The 18,832-nt window shown below is 65.2% G+C and carries 18 protein-coding genes; 9 read left to right on the top strand and 9 right to left on the bottom strand.

What is annotated here, in order from left to right; all coding sequences use genetic code 11:
• Positions 1 to 4 precede the first annotated feature (4 nt).
• Genes RX327_RS12640 through soxA form a run of 6 tightly spaced genes read left to right on the top strand, consistent with a single transcriptional unit; the run spans position 5 to position 5,525 of the window.
• Positions 5 to 2,191 (top strand): xanthine dehydrogenase family protein molybdopterin-binding subunit, encoded by a 2,187-nt coding sequence (locus RX327_RS12640; protein WP_317250425.1) that lies wholly within the window; start codon positions 5 to 7, stop codon positions 2,189 to 2,191.
• 56 nt (positions 2,192 to 2,247) lie between these two features.
• On the top strand, positions 2,248 to 3,519 hold the full coding sequence (locus tag RX327_RS12635; RefSeq protein ID WP_317250424.1) for an NAD(P)/FAD-dependent oxidoreductase: 1,272 nt from the start codon (positions 2,248 to 2,250) through the stop codon (positions 3,517 to 3,519).
• A gap of 13 nt (positions 3,520 to 3,532) precedes the next feature.
• Entirely contained in the window at positions 3,533 to 3,961 is a 429-nt protein-coding gene (gene soxX, locus RX327_RS12630; RefSeq protein WP_050385133.1) for a sulfur oxidation c-type cytochrome SoxX, read from the top strand.
• Positions 3,962 to 3,970: 9 nt separating this feature from the next.
• The gene (locus RX327_RS12625) at positions 3,971 to 4,435 is read left to right on the top strand and encodes a SoxY-related AACIE arm protein (protein ID WP_317250423.1); all 465 of its coding nucleotides are present in this window, start codon (positions 3,971 to 3,973) and stop codon (positions 4,433 to 4,435) included.
• A complete protein-coding gene (gene soxZ / locus RX327_RS12620) occupies positions 4,435 to 4,755 on the top strand; it encodes a thiosulfate oxidation carrier complex protein SoxZ (protein ID WP_028334359.1) in 321 nt (106 codons plus the stop codon). The genes RX327_RS12625 and soxZ overlap by 1 nt, the downstream gene beginning before the upstream one ends.
• Positions 4,752 to 5,525 carry a sulfur oxidation c-type cytochrome SoxA gene (gene soxA / locus RX327_RS12615; RefSeq protein ID WP_317250422.1) on the top strand — a complete coding sequence of 258 codons (774 nt, stop codon included), beginning with the start codon at positions 4,752 to 4,754 and terminating at the stop codon, positions 5,523 to 5,525. The genes soxZ and soxA overlap by 4 nt, the downstream gene beginning before the upstream one ends.
• A 127-nt stretch (positions 5,526 to 5,652) precedes the next feature.
• On the opposite strand, the gene RX327_RS12610 is transcribed toward soxA, so the two are convergent.
• Positions 5,653 to 6,426, bottom strand: coding sequence for a ferredoxin--NADP reductase (locus RX327_RS12610; protein WP_317250421.1), 774 nt, complete (start codon positions 6,424 to 6,426; stop codon positions 5,653 to 5,655).
• Positions 6,427 to 6,571: 145 nt separating this feature from the next.
• Between RX327_RS12610 and RX327_RS12605 the strand changes: the two genes are divergently transcribed.
• The 3 genes from RX327_RS12605 (at position 6,572) to RX327_RS12595 (ending at position 10,332) form a co-directional block, all read left to right on the top strand.
• Positions 6,572 to 7,768, top strand: a complete 1,197-nt coding sequence (locus tag RX327_RS12605; RefSeq protein WP_317250420.1) for an amidohydrolase family protein — start codon at positions 6,572 to 6,574, stop codon at positions 7,766 to 7,768.
• Positions 7,769 to 8,160: 392 nt separating this feature from the next.
• Entirely contained in the window at positions 8,161 to 9,561 is a 1,401-nt protein-coding gene (locus RX327_RS12600) for a selenium-binding protein SBP56-related protein (RefSeq protein WP_317250419.1), read from the top strand.
• A 102-nt stretch (positions 9,562 to 9,663) separates the two neighbouring features.
• Positions 9,664 to 10,332, top strand: a complete 669-nt coding sequence (locus RX327_RS12595; RefSeq protein ID WP_050385139.1) for a hypothetical protein — start codon at positions 9,664 to 9,666, stop codon at positions 10,330 to 10,332.
• 113 nt (positions 10,333 to 10,445) lie between these two features.
• On the opposite strand, the gene RX327_RS12590 is transcribed toward RX327_RS12595, so the two are convergent.
• From RX327_RS12590 to RX327_RS12555, 8 genes are all read right to left on the bottom strand, one after another.
• The gene (locus RX327_RS12590) at positions 10,446 to 10,901 is read right to left on the bottom strand and encodes a MarR family winged helix-turn-helix transcriptional regulator (protein WP_317250418.1); all 456 of its coding nucleotides are present in this window, start codon (positions 10,899 to 10,901) and stop codon (positions 10,446 to 10,448) included.
• Between the two features lie 14 nt (positions 10,902 to 10,915).
• Positions 10,916 to 11,620, bottom strand: a complete 705-nt coding sequence (locus RX327_RS12585) for an ABC transporter ATP-binding protein (RefSeq protein ID WP_317250417.1) — start codon at positions 11,618 to 11,620, stop codon at positions 10,916 to 10,918.
• Positions 11,617 to 12,408, bottom strand: coding sequence for an ABC transporter ATP-binding protein (locus RX327_RS12580; RefSeq protein WP_317250416.1), 792 nt, complete (start codon positions 12,406 to 12,408; stop codon positions 11,617 to 11,619). The genes RX327_RS12585 and RX327_RS12580 overlap by 4 nt, the downstream gene beginning before the upstream one ends.
• Positions 12,405 to 14,294 (bottom strand): ABC transporter permease, encoded by a 1,890-nt coding sequence (locus RX327_RS12575; protein WP_317250415.1) that lies wholly within the window; start codon positions 14,292 to 14,294, stop codon positions 12,405 to 12,407. Before RX327_RS12575 ends, RX327_RS12580 begins: the two co-directional genes overlap by 4 nt.
• Before the next feature lie 198 nt (positions 14,295 to 14,492).
• Entirely contained in the window at positions 14,493 to 15,704 is a 1,212-nt protein-coding gene (locus RX327_RS12570; RefSeq protein WP_410712157.1) for an ABC transporter substrate-binding protein, read from the bottom strand.
• 28 nt (positions 15,705 to 15,732) lie between these two features.
• Positions 15,733 to 16,317, bottom strand: a complete 585-nt coding sequence (locus tag RX327_RS12565) for an amino acid synthesis family protein (protein WP_317250414.1) — start codon at positions 16,315 to 16,317, stop codon at positions 15,733 to 15,735.
• 16 nt (positions 16,318 to 16,333) lie between these two features.
• Complete coding sequence (locus tag RX327_RS12560; protein ID WP_317250412.1) at positions 16,334 to 17,344, bottom strand: UPF0280 family protein; 1,011 nt, start codon at positions 17,342 to 17,344, stop codon at positions 16,334 to 16,336.
• Complete coding sequence (locus RX327_RS12555; protein WP_317250411.1) at positions 17,341 to 18,789, bottom strand: 6-hydroxynicotinate reductase; 1,449 nt, start codon at positions 18,787 to 18,789, stop codon at positions 17,341 to 17,343. The genes RX327_RS12560 and RX327_RS12555 overlap by 4 nt, the downstream gene beginning before the upstream one ends.
• Between the last annotated feature and the right edge of the window lie 43 nt (positions 18,790 to 18,832).

The raw sequence follows: 18,832 nt of genomic DNA, 5'->3' as shown, positions 1-18,832 counted from the left end.
AGCGATGAACCAGCACGTCATGCCAAAGCTCAATCGCCGCGCCTTCGTGATCGGCACCGCAACCGCCAGCGCCGGCCTCGCGCTCGGCCTCGATCTGCCCTTCGGCGGCCCCGCCGTGGTGCGCGCCGCCGACGGCTCGCCCGAGATCGGCGCCTGGGTCGTGGTCAGGCCCGACGACACCGTGGTGATCCGCATCGCCCGCTCCGAGATGGGCCAGGGCTCGCTCACCGGTCTCGCCCAGCTCGTCGCCGAGGAGCTCGAATGCGACTGGACCAAGGTCACGACCGAATACCCGACCCCGGGCCAGAGCGTCGCGCGCAAGCGCGTCTGGGGCGATTTCTCGACCGGCGGCAGCCGCGGCATCCGTTCGTCGCAGGACTATGTCCGCAAGGGCGGCGCCACCGCGCGCGTGATGCTGATCCAGGCGGCCGCCGATGCGTGGAAAGTGCCGGCCACCGAATGCACGGCCGCGAACAGCGTCATCACCCATACACGCTCGGGCCGGACCACGAGCTACGGCAAGGTCGCCGAGGCTGCGGCGAAGCTGACGCCGCCAGCGGACGTCAAGCTGAAGGATCCGAAGGACTGGAAGCTGATCGGCAAGGGCGTGAAGCGGCTCGACACCGTCGACAAGACCACCGGCGCCATGATCTACGGCATCGACGTCAAGCTGCCGGGCATGCTGAACGCCGCGATCAAGGACTGCCCCGTGTTCGGCGGCAAGCTCAAGAGCTTCGACGAAGCCAAGATCGCCGGCATGAAAGGCGTCAAGAAGGTGGTCAAGGTCGGCGACACCGCGGTCGCCGTCGTCGCCGACACCTGGTGGCACGCCAAGACCGCGCTGGAGGCGTTGCCGATCGTCTGGGACGAGGGCGACAATGCCAAGGTCTCCAGTGCGTCGATTGCGAAGTGGCTGGCCGAGGGGCTCGACGACGCGCAGCCGGCCTATGTCGGCAACAAGAACGGCGACGCCAAGGCGGCGATCGCTGGTGCTGCGAAAAAGGTCGAGGCCGTCTACAGCTATCCCTACCAGAACCACGCCACCATGGAGCCGATGAACGCCACCGCGATCTACACGGCGGACAAATGCGAGGTCTGGTGCGGCACGCAGAATGGCGAGGCGGCCTTTGCTGCCGTGCTGGAGGCTTCCGGCCTGCCGGCCGAGAAGTGCGACGTGCACAAGGTGATGCCAGGCGGCGGCTTCGGCCGGCGCGGTCAGACCGACTATGTGCGCCAGGCGGTCATGATCGCCAAGCAGATGCCGGGCACGCCGATCAAGCTGTTGTGGTCGCGCGAAGAGGACATGGCGCAGGGCAGGTATCACCCGATCACCCAGTGCAAGATGACCGGCGCGTTCGATGCCGACAACAATCTGATCGCGCTGCACTACCGCCTGTCCGGCCAGTCGATCCTGTTCTCGCTTCGCCCCGAAGCGCTGCAGAACGGCATGGATCCCGTCGCGTTCCAGGGCGTCGCCCAGTCCGGAGACGCCGCGTTCGGCTATTCGGTGCCGAACCTGTTGATCGAGCATGCGATGCGCAACCCGCACGTTCCGCCGGGCTTCTGGCGCGGCGTCAACGTCAATCACAATGCGATCTACATGGAATGTTTCATGGACGAGCTGGCTCAGGCCGCAGGCCAGGACCCGCTCGAATTCCGTCGCAAGCTGATGGGCAATCACCCCAAGCACCTCGCGGTGCTCAATGCCGTGGCCGAGAAGATCGGCTGGGACACGCCGGCGCCGCAGGGCGTCTATCGCGGCATCGCGCAGGTCATGGGCTACGGCAGCTATGTCGCGGGCGCCGCCGAGATCTCGGTGACCGACGGCAGCAAGATCAAGGTGCATCGCATCGTCGCCTCCACCGATCCCGGCTACATCGTCAATCCGGCGCAGGTGGAGCGGCAGATCGCGGGCTCTTTCGTCTATGGCCTCTCCGCGCTGTTCTATGGCGGCTGCACCGTCAAGGACGGCAAGATCGAGCAGACCAACTTCGACACCTACAACTCGATGCGCATCAACGAGATGCCGAAGGTGGAATCGGTGATGGTGCCGAGCGGCGGGTTCTGGGGCGGCGTCGGCGAGCCGACCATCGGCGTCGCGGCGCCGGCCGTGCTCAATGCGTACTTCGCCGCGACCGGCAAGCGCATCCGCAGCTTCCCGCTGCGCAACCAGAACATCAGCTTCGCCTGATCAAACCGGAAGCGGCGGCCCGACCGGCCGCCGCTTCCCTTTACGGATTCTCGTGCATGGCCGTCACGCGTCATCGGACGCGCAGGGATGTGATCCGTGGCGCCGCTGCCGTCGCAGCGGCTGCCTTGGCGCGTCCGGCGTTGGCGCAGGCGGCGCCGCGCATCGCGGTGATCGGCGGCGGCTTCGGCGGCGCGGCCTGCGCGCGGGCGCTGCGGCGGCTCGACACAAAGCTTCAGGTCACCCTGATCGAGCCGAACAAGACCTACATCTCCTGCCCCTTCAGCAACGAGGTGATCGCAGGCCTGCGCGAGCTTCCCGCACAGCAATTCAGCTATGACAAGGTTGCTGCCGACGGCATCACGGTCGCCGCACAGGCGGCCACTAAGGTCGATGCCCAGGCGCGCAGCATCGCGCTCGCTGACGGCACGACGCTGTCCTATGACCGGCTGGTGCTGGCCCCCGGCATCGACATGCGCTTCGACGCCCTCTCCGGCTATGACGAGGCAGCGGCCGAGAAGATGCCGCACGCCTGGAAGGCCGGCGCGCAAACGCTTTTGCTGCGCAGGCAACTCGAAGCGATGGACGATGGCGGCCTCGTCGTGATCGCGGTGCCGGCTGCGCCGCTGCGCTGCCCGCCCGCGCCTTACGAGCGCGCAGGCCTGATCGCGCATTACCTGAAGACGAAGAAGCCGAAGTCGAAGATCCTGGTGCTCGACGCCAAGGACAATTACTCGCAGCAGAAGCTGTTCGAGAAAGCCTGGGCGGAGCTCTATCCCGGCATGATCGAACGGATCGCGCTGTCGCAAGGCGGACGGGTGACGTCGGTCGATCCGGCGACCAATGAGATCGTCACCGACTTCGGCAACTACACCGCCGCGGTCGCCAATGTGATCCCGCCGCAAAGGGCCGGCCGCATCGCTGACATCGCCGGAGCCGCCGACCACACCGGCTGGTGCCCGATCGATCCCGTCACCTTTGCTTCAAAGCTCGTGCCCAACATCCACGTCATCGGTGATGCCGCGATCGCCGGCGGCATCCCGAAATCCGCCTCCGCGGCGGCGGCGCAAGGCCGCGCCTGCGCGGCGGCGATCGTGAGCGCGCTGGCCGGCAAGGCGCCGGAGACGCCGCGGCTCGATGGTGCCTGTTACAACACGGTCGCGCCGGGCTACGCCTTCTCGTTGAGGGGCATCTATCAGCCCAAGGAAGATCAGTACGCCGAGGCGGAGGTGACCACGAGCCCGGTCGACGCGCCGCGCGAGGTGCGCCAGCAAGAAGCTCACCAAGCGCTCGACTGGTTCAAGAGGATCACGGGAGATGCCTTTGGCTAGGCTCGCCCTCACAATGCTTCTCGCCGCGGGACTGTTCGCGGCGTGCTGGCCCGCCGACGCCGAGGAGCTACGGCCCTACACCGTCGTGGGCGATGCGATTCCAGCCTCGCTGACGGGAACCAAGGGCGATGTCGCGCGCGGCCGCGCGCTGATCGTCGAGCGTTCCTCCACTTGCATCCTCTGTCACAGCGGCCCATTTCCCGAGCAGGCGTTCCAGGGCGACCTCGCGCCGAACCTCGCCGGCAGCGGCAGCCGCTGGTCGGAAGGACAGTTGCGGCTCCGTCTGGTCGATGCGTCGCATCTCAACGCGGCGACGATCATGCCGTCCTACTATCACGTCGAAGGGCTCGTGCGGGTCGGCACCTCCTGGCGCGGCAGGCCGATCCTGTCGGCGGAGCAGATCGAGGATATCGTGGCTTACTTGACGACACTGCGGAACTAGGACCAAGCGATGGCGAATTCGGACCACACCACACGCCGGACGTTTCTGAGCCTGACTAGCGGCGCCGCCGCGCTGGTGATCGTGCGCCCCGTGGACGCAACGCCGGCGATGCTGTCGGCCGCGGTCCGCAATGTCGTCGGCGAGGCCGATGTGCACAGCGGCAGGGTGAAGCTCGACATTCCGCCGCTGGTCGAGAACGGCAACACGGTGCCGATGACGGTGAGCGTTGCAAGCCCGATGACGGCCGACGACCACGTCAAGAGCATCCACGTCTTCAACGAAAAGAACCCGCAGCCGAACATCGGCAATTTCTATCTCGGCCCCTCCTCCGGCCGGGCCCAGGTCTCGACCCGGATCCGGCTCGCCGATACCCAGAAGGTCGTCGCGATCGCGCATCTCTCCGACGACACGTTCTGGTCGGCAACCGCCGACGTCGTGGTGACGCTCGCCGCCTGCACCGAGGAGGCGATCTGATGCCGTCGGCCCTGATCAATGTTCCGGCCAAGGCCAAGCGCGGCAGCGTCATCGAGATCAAGACGCTGATGTCGCACATCATGGAAACCGGCTACCGCCACACGGCCTCAGGCAGCGTTGTGCCGCGCGACATCATCACGAGCTTCATTTGCCGCTTCAATGGCAAGGAAGTGTTCCGCGCCGATCTTTATCCCGCGATCGCGGCCAATCCGTTCATCACCTTCTTCACGACGGTAACCGAGAGCGGCAAGTTCGAATTCGAATGGATCGGCGACAAGGGATTTTCGGAGACCACGCAGGCTTCGATCACGGTCGAATGAAGATTGCCGTCTGCATCGCGCTGCTGACGGCGATGGCGGGCGCCGCGCTCGCGACCGAGATCCCGCGATCCGAACGCCGCTCCGGCTACAGCTTCATGAGCGCGGACAGCAAGGCAATGCAGGACGACGACACCGCCAATCCCGGCATGCTGTTCGTGCTCGACGGCGAAGCGCTGTGGATGCGCAAGGCCGGCGCCGCCAACAAGGCCTGCGCCGACTGCCACAACGACGCCCGCGTCAGCATGAAGGGCGTCGCGGCGCACTATCCGGCCTTCGACAAGGCGCTGGGCAAGCCGGTCGACCTCGAGGGACGGATCAACCTCTGCCGGACCAACCACCAGCAGGCCACGCCCTTCGCCTATGAAAGCCGTGAGCTGCTGGCGCTGACCGCCTATGTCGCACGGCAATCGCGCGGCATGCCGATTACGGCCGGCGGCGATCCGGAGCTCGCGCCCTTCGTCGAACAGGGCCACGCGCTGTTCATGCAACGGCAGGGCCAGCTCAATCTCGGCTGCACCAGTTGCCACGATGATAACTGGGACAAGAAGCTCGCGGGCAGCGCGATCACGCAAGGACAGCCGACCGGCTATCCGCTCTACCGCCTGGAATGGCAGACGCTGGGATCGCTCGAGCGGCGGCTGCGCAGCTGCATGACCGGCGTCCGCGCCCAGGCCTATGACTACGGCTCGCCCGAGCTGGTTGCGCTCGAGCTCTATCTGATGTCGCGGGCGCGTGGCCTGCCGATGGAGACGCCGGCGGTCAGGCCCTAGCGCCAACCCTCAGGGTGAGGAGCGCGAAAGCGCGTCTCGAACCATGAGGCCCCAGTCGGGCCTCGCCCTTCGAGACGCTTGCTGCGCAAGCTCCTCAGGGTGAGGAGATGGAGTTACTGCGTAGCGGTCAGCGCTCGGCGAAGGCCTTTTCGACCACGAACTGGGCCGGCTCGCCATGGTTGCCCTCGGCGAATCCGCGTTCGCCCAGGAGCACGCGGGTGTCCGCGACCAGCGCCGGGCTGCCGCAGATCATGACGCGGTCATGCGCGGCTTCCAGCACCGGCAGGCCGATATCGCTGAACAGCTTGCCTGACGTGATGAGGTCGGTGATGCGGCCGCGGTTGCGGAACGGATCGCGGGTCACGGTCGGGTAGTAGATCAGCTGATTGCGAATGTACTCGCCGAGCAGCTCGTCCTTCGGCAGATGCTCGGTGATCATCTCGCCATAGGCGAGCTCCTTCACGTGCCGGCAGCCGTGCAGCAGCACGACCTTCTCAAACCGCTCATAGGTCTCGGGATCCTTGATCACGCTCAGGAAAGGCGCAAGGCCCGTGCCGGTGCCGATCAGGTAGAGGTTGCGCCCCTCTTCCAGATTGTCGATCACCAGCGTGCCGGTGGCCTTGCGGCTGACGATGATCTCGTCGCCTTCCTTCAAATGCTGGAGACGCGAGGTCAGCGGGCCGTCCGGGACCTTGATCGAGAAGAACTCCAGCGTGTCCTCGTAATTGGCACTGGCGACGCTGTAGGCCCGCAGCAGCGGCTTCTCGCCGACCTTGAGCCCGATCATGGTGAATTCGCCGTTGCGGAAGCGGAAGGTCGGGCTGCGGGTGGTCCTGAACGAGAACAGCGTGTCGGTCCAGTGGTGGACGCTCAAAACGCTTTCCTGATTGAAATTGCTCATCTCAGTTTCCTTGACGCGCGGGCCAGATTGGCAGCAAAATCGTTTGTACACGATCATTCGTATACTAATGAATAATCCTGCTTGATCCCGCGGTCAAGCCACGGGCACAATGGCCGGCGAAGGCGTTGAACCAAAAGGAAAAACCATGGCGCACGATGCACCTCAGGCGACCGGTCCGAGCAAGCTCGTGATCCGGAATATCGGCCTGATCCTGTCCGGCGCCTTGGAAAAGCCGATCCTGGACGGCGACACCATCGTCGCCGAGAACGGCAAGATCACCGCGATCGGCCGCTTCAAGGACGTCAACACCGAGGGCGCGACCACCATCGTCGATGCCCAGGGCACCACGGTCGCGCCGGGCCTGATCGACAGCCACGTCCACCCCGTCGCGGGCGACTGGACGCCGCGCCAGAACCAGACCAACTGGATCGACAGCTACCTCCATGGCGGCGTCACCACCATGATCTCCGCCGGCGAGGTTCACATGCCCGGCCGGCCCCGCGACGTCGTCGGCCTGAAGGCCATGGCGGTGTTCGCCCAGCGCGCGTTCTGGACCTTGCGTCCCGGTGGCGTGAAGGTTCACGCCGGCGCGCCGGTGATCGAATGCGAGATGGTCGAGGAGGATTTCAAGGAGATGGCTGCCAACGGCGTCAAGCTGCTCGGCGAAGTCGGCCTCGGCGGCGTCAAGGACGGCCCGACAGCACGCAAGATGGTCGGCTGGGCCCGCAAATACGGCATTCAGAGCACGATCCACACCGGCGGCCCGTCGATCCCCGGCTCCGGCCTGATCGACAAGGACGTGGTGCTGGAGGCCGACACCGACGTCGTCGGCCATATCAATGGCGGCCATACCGCCCTGCCCGATGACCAGATCCGCTGCATCTGCGAGGGCTGCAAGCGCGGCCTCGAGCTCGTGCACAACGGCAATGAGCGCTCGGCCTTGTTCACGCTGCGCACCGCGCGCGAGATGGGCGATCTGCACCGCGTCATCCTCGGCACCGATGCGCCGGCCGGCTCCGGCGTGCAGCCGCTCGGCATTTTGCGCATGGTCTCGATGCTGTCCTCGCTCGGCGATCTGCCGGCCGAGATCGCGTTCTGCCTTGCCACCGGCAACACTGCGCGGATGCGGCAGCTCGATTGCGGCCTGATCGAGGTCGGCCGTTCCGCCGATTTCGTCATCATGGACAAGGCGCAGCACTCGCCGGGCAAGAACATCCTGGAGAGCGTGCAGCTCGGCGACCTCCCCGGCATCGGCATGACCATCATCGACGGCATCGTGCGAACGCAACGCAGCCGCAATACCCCGCCGGCCGGGAAGGTGCCGGAGTTGGTGGCGAAGTGAGGTGCGCCAAGCCGTTGCGCGCGGGTGACGGGATGAACAGCGGTGCAACATATCCGGTGTCGTCCCGGCGAAAGCCGGGACGACACTGAGTGTTTGGTGCCGCTCGTGGGTCATACGTTCACTTGCTCTCAGGGCGATAAGATAACTGGATCGGTGCTTGCTCAACCCCTTGAGCGGGCTGCCAGATCGCGCGCCCGGCGCCGCGCGGCTTTGCCGCGCCGGCGCCGTCACCGAACCTTGTTTTCAGCTGTCACCGTTGAGGTGTAGTCTGCCCGCAAGCGAACCTTAGCCGGCAGCACTCGCAAGAGGCATTTTTCGATCCGGATTTAAGTTCTTGCTGCTGTATGCCGCCGTGCCGTGTCGATCCACATCACACAATCTGGAGGCAGCCGATGACGATGAGGCCAGATCCTACGTTCCACGCGTCGCCGAAGCTCGCGATGGAAGCACCTGCGGAGAACTTTGCCTACACGTTGCTGCTCAGTCCGGACTTCTCGAAGCCGGATGCTCTCGCGGTCATCGACGTCAAGCCGGGATCGCCGACCTATAGCCAGATCGTCCACACCGTGACGATGCCCAACAAGGGCGATGAGTTTCATCATTTCGGCTGGAATGCGTGCTCCTCCGCCTTGTCGCCGCTCGCCGGACACGCCTTCATCGAGCGGCGCTATCTCATCATTCCCGGGCTGCGCTCGTCGCGCATCTACATCATCGATACCAAGCCCGATCCGACCAAAGCCAAGATCCACAAGATCATCGAGCCAGAGGAAGTCTTCAAGAAGACCGGCTACTCGCGGCCACACACGATCCATTGCGGGCCGGACGGCATCTACGTGAGCACGCTCGGCGGCGGCGGCAAGGACGGTACCGACGGCCCTCCCGGCATTTTCATCATGGATTGCGAGACCTTCGAGGTCCTCGGACGATGGGAGATCGACCGCGGTCCACAGACGCTGCATTATGATTTCTGGTGGAATCTGCCGCGCGACTACATGGTGACGAGCGAATGGGCCTTGCCGCCGCAGTTCGAGAACGGGATCGTCCCGGAAGATCTGCTCGCGAACAAATACGGACATCGTCTCCACTTCTGGGATCTTCGCGCACGTCGCAACTTCCAGACCATCGACCTCGGCGCCAATCACCAAATGGCGCTGGAGGTACGACCGGCGCACGATCCGGTTCGCGAGTACGGCTTCGTCGGCGTCGTGGTCGACACCACGAATCTCGAAGCATCGATCTGGACGTGGTGGCGAGAAGGCGGGAAGTTTCACATCGAGAAGACGGTGACGATCCCGCCCGAGCCTGCATCGAAAGACCAACTCCCGCCGCTGCTCCAGGGATTTGGCGCCGTGCCGCCGCTGGTGTCCGACATCGACCTGTCGATGGATGACCGGTTTCTCTATGTCTCGTGCTGGGGCACGGGTGAAATGCGCCAGTACGACGTCAGTGATCCGCGCAAGCCGAAGCTTGCGGGTTCGGTCCACATCGGCGGTATCGCGCGCCGCACGCCTCATCCGAACGGCAAGGCATTTGCGGCGGGTCCGCAGATGGTCGAGATCAGCCGCGACGGCAGGCGCGTTTTCTGGACCAACTCGCTCTATTCCACCTGGGATGACCAGTTCTATCCGCAAGGCATTCCCGGCGCCGAGGTGATGGCGAATGCAAGCCCGGGCGGTGGGCTCGAACTGGCGAAGGACTACTGGGTCAGCTTCCCCGACGGCTACCGGGCGCACCAGATCCGGCTCGATGGCGGCGACTGCTCCACCGACTCGTTCTGCTATCCGTCGGTCTAGAGCGTTTTCAAGCGAAGTAGGTACCGGTTCGCGTGAAGAATACGCGTCAAAACAAGAATCCAGAGCCCGTTCCGATTCGATCGGAACGGAAAAGGCCCTGACGTGGGCCCGGCCGACTGGACTCCGGCCTGGCTGTGGCTGGCGGTCATCGCGAGCGGCCTCTACCACGGGATCAACCCGGGCATGGGCTGGCCGCTCGCCGTTTCTGCGGGATTGATGCAGAGGAGTTCGCGCGCACTGGTGACCGCGCTTGGCCCGCTCGCGATCGGTCATTTGCTGGCGATGCTGCTGGTGATCCTTCCGTTCGCGCTGCTGATCACCCTCGTCGAATGGCAGCGCACGATCCGGATCGGCGCCAGCCTGCTCGTCATCCTGTTTGGCATCTATCGGCTGATCGACCGGCGCCATCCGCGGGCCCTGGCCCGAATACCGCCGACGCAACTTGTCCTGTGGTCATTCGCGGTGGCGATCGCCCATGGCGCGGCGCTGATGCTGGTGCCGATCTATCTGGGGCTGTGCCGCGAGGCTGAAGCCGACCAAGGCCATGCGGCTGCCAACAGCCTGATCGATACCAGCCTCACCATGGCCGTGCTGGTCTCGATCGTCCATGCCGGCGCGATGATCGCCGCCGGCGGATGCCTGGCATGGCTGGTCTACCGCTACCTCGGCCTGAAATTCGTATCCCGGAGCTGGTTCAACCTCGACACGGTTTGGGCGCTCAGCCTGGTGCTGGTGGGCGCCGTCGCGCTGGCGCTTGGCCTGGAATCGTAGGGTGGGTAGAGCGAAGCGAAACCCACCATCTCGATCCGCGGAACGAAAGCCGATGCGTTTCGCTGCGCTCTACCCCATCCGACAATCTGCCTGCGTAACGCTGATAGATTGCTTCACCGCAACTTGCCGAGCAGCGCGATCAGCGTCTCGCGCTCCTTGGCGTCGAGCGGCGCCAGCGTCTCCCTGGAGATCACCAGCGCATTGGGCGCGGCCTTGTCGGCCATCTGCTGGCCGGCGCGTGTCAGGCTCACCAGCAGGCGGCGGCCGTCGTCGGGATCGGGCGAGGTCTCGGTCAGGCCGCGCGCGGTGAGACGATCGATCACGCCCTTGATGGTAGCGACGTCCATCGCCGTCAGCCGCCCGAGCTGGTTCTGCGAGCACGGCCCGGTCTCGGCCAGTTTCGACAATGCCGCCCATTGTGTCGGCGTCAAATTGGTGCCGATGTCGCGGGCGAAGATCACGGCGTGGCGCTGCGACACCTGGCGCAGGATGAAGCCGATCTGCTCGTCCAGCACGTATCCCGGCTTGGTCGCCTTCCCGTTTCGCTTCGGTGCCGCACTCCTCGCCATTGTCCACCCCGCCCTCACAACGACAGATGCGCGTCGCGGATATCAGGACGCGCGTCGAGCTCGGCCATGGTGCCGCCGAAGCAGATCCGGCCGCGCTCGATGATGTAGGCGCGGTCGGAGATCAATCGCGCGAAATGCAGGTTCTGCTCGGAAACGACGATGCTGACGCCCTCCTTCTTCATGGTCAGGATGGCATCCACCATCTGCTCCACGATCTTCGGCGACAGGCCTTCCGAGGGCTCGTCGAGCAGTACCAGCGAGGGATTGCCCATCAGCGTGCGCGCGATCGTCAGCATCTGCTGCTCGCCGCCGCTCATGCGGCCGCCCGGACGGTTCTTCATCTCACCCAGATTGGGAAACAGCGCGAACAGCTTTTCGCGATCCCATTGCGGCGCGGCTGCCCGCTTCGGCTGCTTGCCGACTTCGAGATTCTCTTCAACCGTCAAATCGGTGAAGATGCGCCGCTCCTCCGGAACGTAGCCGAGCCCCTCGCGCACGATCTCGTGCGTCGGCAGATCAGAGACGTCCCGGCCCTCGAACATCACGCGGCCGGAGCGGTTCTGGACGAGGCCGACGATCGAGCGGAAGGTCGTCGACTTGCCCGCGCCGTTGCGCCCAAGCAATGCCACGACCTCGCCGTCACCGACCTCGAAGCCGATGTCGAACAGGATATGGGCCGGACCATAGAAGCTGTTGAGGTCCTTTACCGTCAGCTTCATGCCGATGTTCCCTCGCGGTGGCGGGCATCGTAGACGAGGCCCTCGCCGAGATAGACTGCCTGCACCTGCGGATTGCCGCGCACCTCCGCCGGCGAGCCCTCGGCGATCAACGTCCCGCGGTTGAGCACGATGATGCGGTCGGCATGCTCGAACACCACGTCCATGTCGTGCTCGGTGAAGAGCACGCCGATGGATTTCTCGCGCGCAATGCTCGCGGTCAGCCGCATCAGATCGACGCGCTCGCGCGGCGCCATGCCCGCGGTCGGCTCGTCCATCAGCAGCAGCTTCGGCTGGTTGGCGAGCGCGACCGCAAGCTCGAGCCGCTTGAGATCGCCATAGGCCAGCTCGCCGCAGGGACGGTCCGCGTAGCCGCCCATGCCGACCAGCTCGAGCAGGCGGCCGGCCTCGTCTCGAGCGTGGCGGGCGGTCGAGGCCCACAGATTGAACAACTGCCCGCCATGCGAGACCAGCGCGACCTGCACGTTCTCGCGTACCGTCATGGTTGGGAACGTCGCCGCGATCTGAAAGGTGCGGCCGACGCCCATGCGCCAGATCACGCGCGGCTTCTTGCCGGTGGTCTCCGCGCCCAGCACGCGGATGCGGCCGCTGTCGGGAATGTTCTGGCCGTTGAGCATGTCGAAGCAGGTGCTCTTGCCGGCGCCGTTCGGACCGATCAGCGCCAGGATCTCGCCCGCGCGCAGCGAGAACGAGACGCCGCGCACCGCATGGATGCCGCCATAGGATTTGGTCAGGCCTTCGACCGCCAGCAATGTGGGAACCATGCTCATTCGGCGCTCTCGATGCGGGAGGTCAGCAAGGGCGATACCGACGACGAGGATTTGCGCCGGCGATGCATCAAGGCTTCGAGCATGCCGACGATCCCCTTCGGGAAGACGACGACGATCAGCATGATGAAGCCGCCGAGCACGAGCTTCGACAGATCGGTCTGGCTCACCAGCCAGATGTTCAACGCCTTGTAGACGATGGCGCCGATCACGGCGCCGGACACCGTCTCGACACCGCCGAGCAGCACCATGACGAGTGCGTCGACCGACAGCGAGATGCCGAGATTGTCGGGGAACACGCTGCCCTTGAGGTAGGCGAACAGCGCGCCGCCGATGCCGGCGGTCGTGCCGGCAATCACGAAAGCGGTCCACTGGATCCGCTTGGCATCGATGCCGATCGCTTCGCTGCGAAGAAGCGAGTCGCGCGTCGCGCGCAGCGCGTAACCGAACGGCGAGAACACCATGATGCGGAGAATCACCACCGCAAGCGCGGCGATGCCGAGCGCAAGCCAGTAGAAATGCGACGGGCTCGCCGCCCAGCTCGACGGCCAGAGACCCAGAATGCCGTTGTCGCCGCCGGTCACGCTCACCCATTGGAATGCGATCGACCACACGATCTGCGCGAAGGCGAGCGTCAGCATCGCGAAATAGACGCCCGAGAGCTGCACCGCGAAGAAGCCGAACACGGCGGCCCCCATGCAGCCGAGCAGCGGGCCGAGCAACAGACACACGATCATCGGCAGCCCCGCCATCTTGGCGAGGAAGGCGATGCCATAGGCGCCGAGCCCGAAATAGGCCGCATGACCGAAGGACGCGAGGCCGCCGACCGACATCAGGAAGTGCAGGCTGACGGCGAAGATCACGAAGATCGCGATCTCCGAGCCCACGGTCAGCAGATAATTGCCCGCGACGAAGGGCAGCGCAGCGGCGAGGACGAGCACGGCAATCGCGGCGAACCGTTCGTTCGACGTCAGCGGGCGCCAGGGATTGACGGTGAGGCCAGGCGTCTTGCGCGCGGCCGCCTCCGGCTTGCCGAACAGGCCCCAGGGCCGCACGATCAGCACCACCGCCATCACCAGGAAGACGAGAATGATGGAGATCTTCGGGAAGATCAGGATGCCGAAGGCGTTCAGCTCGGAGACCAGCACGGCAGCGACGAAGGCACCGACGATGCTGCCGAGGCCGCCAATCACGACCACGACGAACACCTCGACGATGATGCGCAGATCCATGGCGTGATGCACGGCATCGCGCGGGATCTGAAGCGCGCCGCCGAGGGCTGCGAGGAAGACGCCGACCGCGAACACTGACGTGAACAGCCATTTCTGGTTGACGCCGAGCGCCGCGACCATGTCGCGGTCCTGCGTCGCGGCGCGCACCAAGACGCCCCATCGCGTGCGCTGGAACAGCAGCCAGAGAATGCCGAGCACGACGGGGCCCAGCACGATCAGAAACAGATCATAGCTCGGAATGTTCTGGCCGAAGAAATCGATGGCGCCCCTGAAGCCCGGCGCACGGCGGCCGACGAGATCGTCGGGTCCCCAGATCAGCACCACGAGGTCCTCGACCATCAAGGTCAGGCCGAAGGTCGCGAGCAGCTGGAACAGCTCCGGCGAATGATAGATCCGGCGCAGCAGCACCATCTCGACGATCACGCCGATCATCGCCACGGCCAGCGCGGCCAGCACGATGCTGCCCCAGAACCCAAACGCACCCGAAAGCCGCTCGGTGAGCGTAAAGGCGATGTAGGCGCCGATCATGTAGAAGGCGCCATGCGCGAAATTCACGATCCGGGTCACGCCGAAGATGATCGACAGGCCCGAGGCCACCAGGAACAGCGACGCTGCGCTGGCGAGACCGGTCAGAAACTGTACGACATAAAAGGCCATCGGCGGTCCGGGTTGGAGTTTCTGTTCACCTCGCCCCGCCTGCGGGGAGAGGTCGAAACTCAAGCACCAGCTTGAGTTTCGGGTGAGGGGGGACTCTCCGCAAGCACGCTTGTGGAGACAGCCCCTCACCCCGCCCCTCTAAGAGCGAGCTTCGCTCGTCTCGACCCCGCAAGCGCGGGGAGAGGGAGAAGAAGGACATCAATCCTTCGGGCGCAGCTTCGCGACTTCGGCATCGCTGGGCAGATAGTCCGCACCCTTGCGATAGGCGGTGTCGACCATCACGCCCTTGCCGTCCTTCAGCGCGGTCTTGCCGACATAGGCACCGAGCGTGGACTGGTGGTCGATCTTGCGGAAGGTGATCTCGCCGAATGGCGACGGCACGGACAGCCCTTCCGCCGCGGCAATCAGCTTCTCCGGATCGGTCGAGCCGGCCTTCGCGAGAATGGCGGCCGCCGACTTGATGGTCTGGTAGCCGACGATCGAGCCGAGACGCGGATAGTCGTTGTATTTGGCCTGATAGGCCTTGAGGAACGCGTCATGCTCGGGCGTCTTGATCGAGTACCAGGGATAGCCGGTGACGATCCAGCCCTCCGGCGTCTCGTCCTTGAGCGGGTCGAGATATTCGGGCTCGCCCGTGAGGAACGAGACGACCTCGCGCCCCTTGAACAGGCCGCGGGTGTTGCCTTCGCGCACGAGCTTCACGAGGTCGGCGCCGAAGGTGACGTTGAGGATCGCTTCGGGATTGGCGGCCGCAACCGCCTGCACCACCGGACCTGCGTCGATCTTGCCCTGCGGCGGCCATTGTTCGTCGACCCACTGGATGTCGGGACGCTTCTCCGACATCAGCTTCTTGAACACGGCGACCGCCGACTGGCCGTATTCGTAGTTCGGCGCGATCGTGGCCCAGCGCTTGGCCGGCAGCTTCGCCGCCGCCTCGACCAGCATCGCCGCCTGCATGTAGTTGGAGGGACGCAGGCGGAAGGTGTACTTGTTGCCCTTGGACCACGTGATGGCGTCCGTCAGCGGCTCGGCCGCGAGGAAGAACACCTTCTTCTGGTTGGCGAAGTCCGAGACCGCAAGGCCGATGTTGGACAGGAAGGTGCCTGCGAGCATCGCAACGCCCTCGCTCGAGACGAGTTCGTTCGCCGCGGTCTGCGCGTCCGCCGGCTTGCCGCCATCATCCTTGGAAATGACGACGAGCTTCTTGCCGTTGATGCCGCCTGCCGCATTGATCTCCTCGACCGCAAGCTGCCAGCCCTTGCGATAGGGCTCGGTGAACGCCGGCAGCAGCGAGTAGCTGTTGATCTCGCCGATCTTGATGTCCTGCGCCATGGCCTGCGTCGTCATGGCGCTCGTTGCCATGGTCGCGACCGCGATCGCCAATCCCGCCCCTACGAAATAACCACGCATCCCGTCCTCCAGTTTTTCTTCAAAGAGATTATCGCAAACCGTCTTCGCCCTTGATCTCCGCGACCGTCAGCCCGCCGACGCGCGGCAGCGGACGGCCGCTGTCGGTGACGGCGACCGCGACCATGATCTCGTTGGCGCGCGGCGCGTCGTTGATCTGCACTTCCATGCCGTCGAAGTGACTGCGCACGAAGGCAGCATCCTTGTGCCCGAGCGGAATGTCCAGCGTCGTGCCCGGCCCGCTACGCTTCTTCGAGGATGGAATCAGAGCGGCGCCCTTGCCCAGCACTTTGCGCACCGGCGCGCCCATCTTGGGGTGGAGGATGGCGGCGGCATGCTCCAGCTCGCCGTTCTCGCCGACCGCGGCTGCCTTGCCGTAGCTCTGCGCCTTGGCGCCATCGATGCCGAGCGCGGCCACCGCGCGCTTCGAGAGCAGTTCGCCGAGTTCCTCGCCGATCACGATCAGCGGCGACAGGTCCTCGACATAGCGGCCGGCAAAGGGGTTTTCGATCACGGCGATCGCGGCAGCACGCCTTGTCGGCGGTGCGATGGTCTTGCCCATCTCCAGATGGGTCTCCTCGACCACGGTGACGATCTTGCGAATGACGGCGCTCATCTTGCCTTGCTCCCGGTCATGCCCGCAGCATGTGTTCTGTCGTTCTTCTCTGTAGCGCGTGCGACGCCGGCGCTCCGTTCCCAATTGCACCGACAAGCCGCGTTTCGCCCAGTAGACGCAATGCCGCGCCCTCGATCAATCCCGACATCAGGAGGTCGCGCGCCCGCGCCGCCCCCGCCTCGAGCGCCTGTTCGACCTCGTGTTCCGCCAGCCGCCCGACATCGCGGGTCACCAGCCGCGCGCCGAGGTCGCTGTCGGGCTGCAGCTCGCTCGCCTGAACGCGCAGGATCGCGGGATGATTGGGCAGATCGACGGCATTCGCGATCACCGTCGCCGCCGCATCGGCCTGCGATGCGGTCGCCGCCAGCACCGTCACGGCATCGGCGATGCCGAGCGAAAAGCTGCGGCCGTGGCGGCCGCGGGTCGCGATGCCGCGGACCGGCGTGTCGGCATCGACCGTCATGGTGCGCATCACGCCATGGCGGTCCGGCCGGTCCATCAAACCGACGGTGAATTGTTCGCCGTCGCCGAGATGCAGGGCAATGTCGCCGCCGTTGTTGACATAGGCACTGTCGAGCGTTGCGGCCTCAAGCATCGCGCCCAAAATTTCCTCGGCGACCGAGCCCGCAACCGCTGCCATCGGCGTGATGAAGCAATCGGCGGCAAACGGCGCGACCGCCGCATGCATGCGCTGTGCGACCACACCTTTCAGCGTGCACCCGCCCGGAGCGGCTGCGCTGCGCAGTTCGGCCAGTTCCGCGCAGAGTTCGTCGAGCAAGCCGGTGAAGCGCTCGACCGCGGCCTGATACGCGGTACGAATGTCAGCATCGCCGCCCTTGGCCTCGATAACCAGATCAATCGGACCGTCCTGCAAATGCAGCCGCTTGCCGTCAGGAAGAAGCGCGATTTGCGGGAGCCTGGAGCGTCTTCCGTTCCGATGGAATCGGAACGGGGCTCCAGATTCCTGTTTTGACGCGTTTTCTTTGCGCGAACCGGTATCCACTTCGCTGGAAAACGCTCTGGTCATGCGCGCCGCCCGGGGAGATACGGCATCGGCCGGACCTCGGCGCTGTCCCGCAGCGACGACAGCGGCCGGACATAATCCATGTGGCCGCCGAGCGCGGCGTAGTCGGACAGCTTCATCGTGAATTCGATCGGCGCGACCAGCGCCGGCGTCGGCACATAGCCGAACGCGCCTGACGGCATCTGCGTCACATCGACCATGTAGGTGATGCCGCCGCCGGGCCAGACATAGACCGGCGCGCCGCCGCTGGTGACGCGCGTCAGCGCATCCTTCACCGAACGCGTCAGCCGCACCGGATTGTCGGTGACGCCGGCGCGCAAGGAGCCGCCGGCCCCGGCCATGAACAGCACGGTGCACAGCGCGGGCTCGCAGTTTTCCTGGATACGTTCGACCGAGAACTTCAACTCGGCCGGCATCTCTGTCTCGATTGGCTTCAAGGCTTCGTCGAGCACGTAATACGACGAATGCTCGCCCGTGGTGGAGACCATCAGCATGGTCAGACCGGGCTTCGCTTCCTTGGCATCGAACGGCCCGAGGATCGACAAGGGATCCGAAATGTTGGTACCGCCCCAGCCCGTGCCGGGATCGGCGACCTGGAAATAGCGGCCGGGCGTCGAGCGCCGTCCCTTCATCTTGATGCCGGTGTCGGCGATGTCGAGCAGCTTGCCGGCCTGATGCTCCGAGAGCACGCCGGTGATGTGGTCGTCGACAACGACGACCTCGTCGACCTTGCCGTGCCATTGCTTGGCGAACATGCCGATCGTCGCCGAGCCGCAGCCGACGCGCATGCGCTCTTCTTTCATGCCGTTGACGATCGGCGGCCGCCCGGCCTGCACCACCACGGTGGCGCCACCGTCAATGGTGAGCTCGACCGCCTTGCAGTTGGCGAGGTCCATCAGCGTGTCGCAAGTGACGCGGCCTTCCTTCTTGGAGCCGCCGGTCAGATGATGCACCCCGCCGAGCGAGAGCATCTGTGAGCCATATTCGCTGGTCGTGACGTGGCCAACCGCCTCGCCCTGCGCGCGGACGGTCGCGGTCTCCGGACCAAGATAGCGATCGGTATCGATCTTCACCTTGATCCCGCAATAGGAGAAGATGCCCTCGGTGACCACGGTCACCATGTCGACGCCGTCGACCTCAGCGGAGACGATGAACGGCGCCGGCTTGTAGTCGGGATAGGTCGTACCCGCGCCGATCGCGGTCACGAAGGTCGAGGGTTCGTGGACGATCTTGCCGTCCCAGTCTCCGCTCACCTGGAACGGGACGAGCTTGCCGCCATGCGAGACCGTGCGCTCCAGGATCACATGCGGATCGACACGGACGAGCTTGCCGTCGTGATTGGCGTAGCGGTCGCAAGCACCCGCTGCGCCCGGCTTGATGTAGCACATCACCGGACAAGCATCGCAGCGGATCTTGTCGCCGGCGGCGACGGTCATTGTGTCAGCCATCGTGACCAAGCCTGGACTTGTTGCGGCGGTCGATCATACTGCC

Source organism: Bradyrhizobium sp. BEA-2-5, from assembly GCF_032918025.1.
GTDB lineage: Bacteria > Pseudomonadota > Alphaproteobacteria > Rhizobiales > Xanthobacteraceae > Bradyrhizobium > Bradyrhizobium pachyrhizi.
The sequence above is the reverse complement of the archived record's forward strand: the minus strand, read 5'-3'. Positions and strand labels throughout refer to the sequence as shown.

What these genes read in the sequence shown, in the direction of transcription:
- RX327_RS12640 (WP_317250425.1), top strand. Translation starts at nt 5, where the DNA reads ATGAACCAGCACGTCATGCCAAAGCTCAATCGCCGCGCCTTCGTGATC.
- RX327_RS12635 (WP_317250424.1), top strand. Translation starts at nt 2,248, where the DNA reads ATGGCCGTCACGCGTCATCGGACGCGCAGGGATGTGATCCGTGGCGCC.
- soxX (WP_050385133.1), top strand. Translation starts at nt 3,533, where the DNA reads ATGCTTCTCGCCGCGGGACTGTTCGCGGCGTGCTGGCCCGCCGACGCC.
- RX327_RS12625 (WP_317250423.1), top strand. Translation starts at nt 3,971, where the DNA reads ATGGCGAATTCGGACCACACCACACGCCGGACGTTTCTGAGCCTGACT.
- soxZ (WP_028334359.1), top strand. Translation starts at nt 4,435, where the DNA reads ATGCCGTCGGCCCTGATCAATGTTCCGGCCAAGGCCAAGCGCGGCAGC.
- soxA (WP_317250422.1), top strand. Translation starts at nt 4,752, where the DNA reads ATGAAGATTGCCGTCTGCATCGCGCTGCTGACGGCGATGGCGGGCGCC.
- RX327_RS12610 (WP_317250421.1), bottom strand. Translation starts at nt 6,426, where the DNA reads ATGAGCAATTTCAATCAGGAAAGCGTTTTGAGCGTCCACCACTGGACC.
- RX327_RS12605 (WP_317250420.1), top strand. Translation starts at nt 6,572, where the DNA reads ATGGCGCACGATGCACCTCAGGCGACCGGTCCGAGCAAGCTCGTGATC.
- RX327_RS12600 (WP_317250419.1), top strand. Translation starts at nt 8,161, where the DNA reads ATGACGATGAGGCCAGATCCTACGTTCCACGCGTCGCCGAAGCTCGCG.
- RX327_RS12590 (WP_317250418.1), bottom strand. Translation starts at nt 10,901, where the DNA reads ATGGCGAGGAGTGCGGCACCGAAGCGAAACGGGAAGGCGACCAAGCCG.
- RX327_RS12585 (WP_317250417.1), bottom strand. Translation starts at nt 11,620, where the DNA reads ATGAAGCTGACGGTAAAGGACCTCAACAGCTTCTATGGTCCGGCCCAT.
- RX327_RS12580 (WP_317250416.1), bottom strand. Translation starts at nt 12,408, where the DNA reads ATGAGCATGGTTCCCACATTGCTGGCGGTCGAAGGCCTGACCAAATCC.
- RX327_RS12575 (WP_317250415.1), bottom strand. Translation starts at nt 14,294, where the DNA reads ATGGCCTTTTATGTCGTACAGTTTCTGACCGGTCTCGCCAGCGCAGCG.
- RX327_RS12570 (WP_410712157.1), bottom strand. Translation starts at nt 15,704, where the DNA reads ATGCGTGGTTATTTCGTAGGGGCGGGATTGGCGATCGCGGTCGCGACC.
- RX327_RS12565 (WP_317250414.1), bottom strand. Translation starts at nt 16,317, where the DNA reads ATGAGCGCCGTCATTCGCAAGATCGTCACCGTGGTCGAGGAGACCCAT.
- RX327_RS12560 (WP_317250412.1), bottom strand. Translation starts at nt 17,344, where the DNA reads ATGACCAGAGCGTTTTCCAGCGAAGTGGATACCGGTTCGCGCAAAGAA.
- RX327_RS12555 (WP_317250411.1), bottom strand. Translation starts at nt 18,789, where the DNA reads ATGGCTGACACAATGACCGTCGCCGCCGGCGACAAGATCCGCTGCGAT.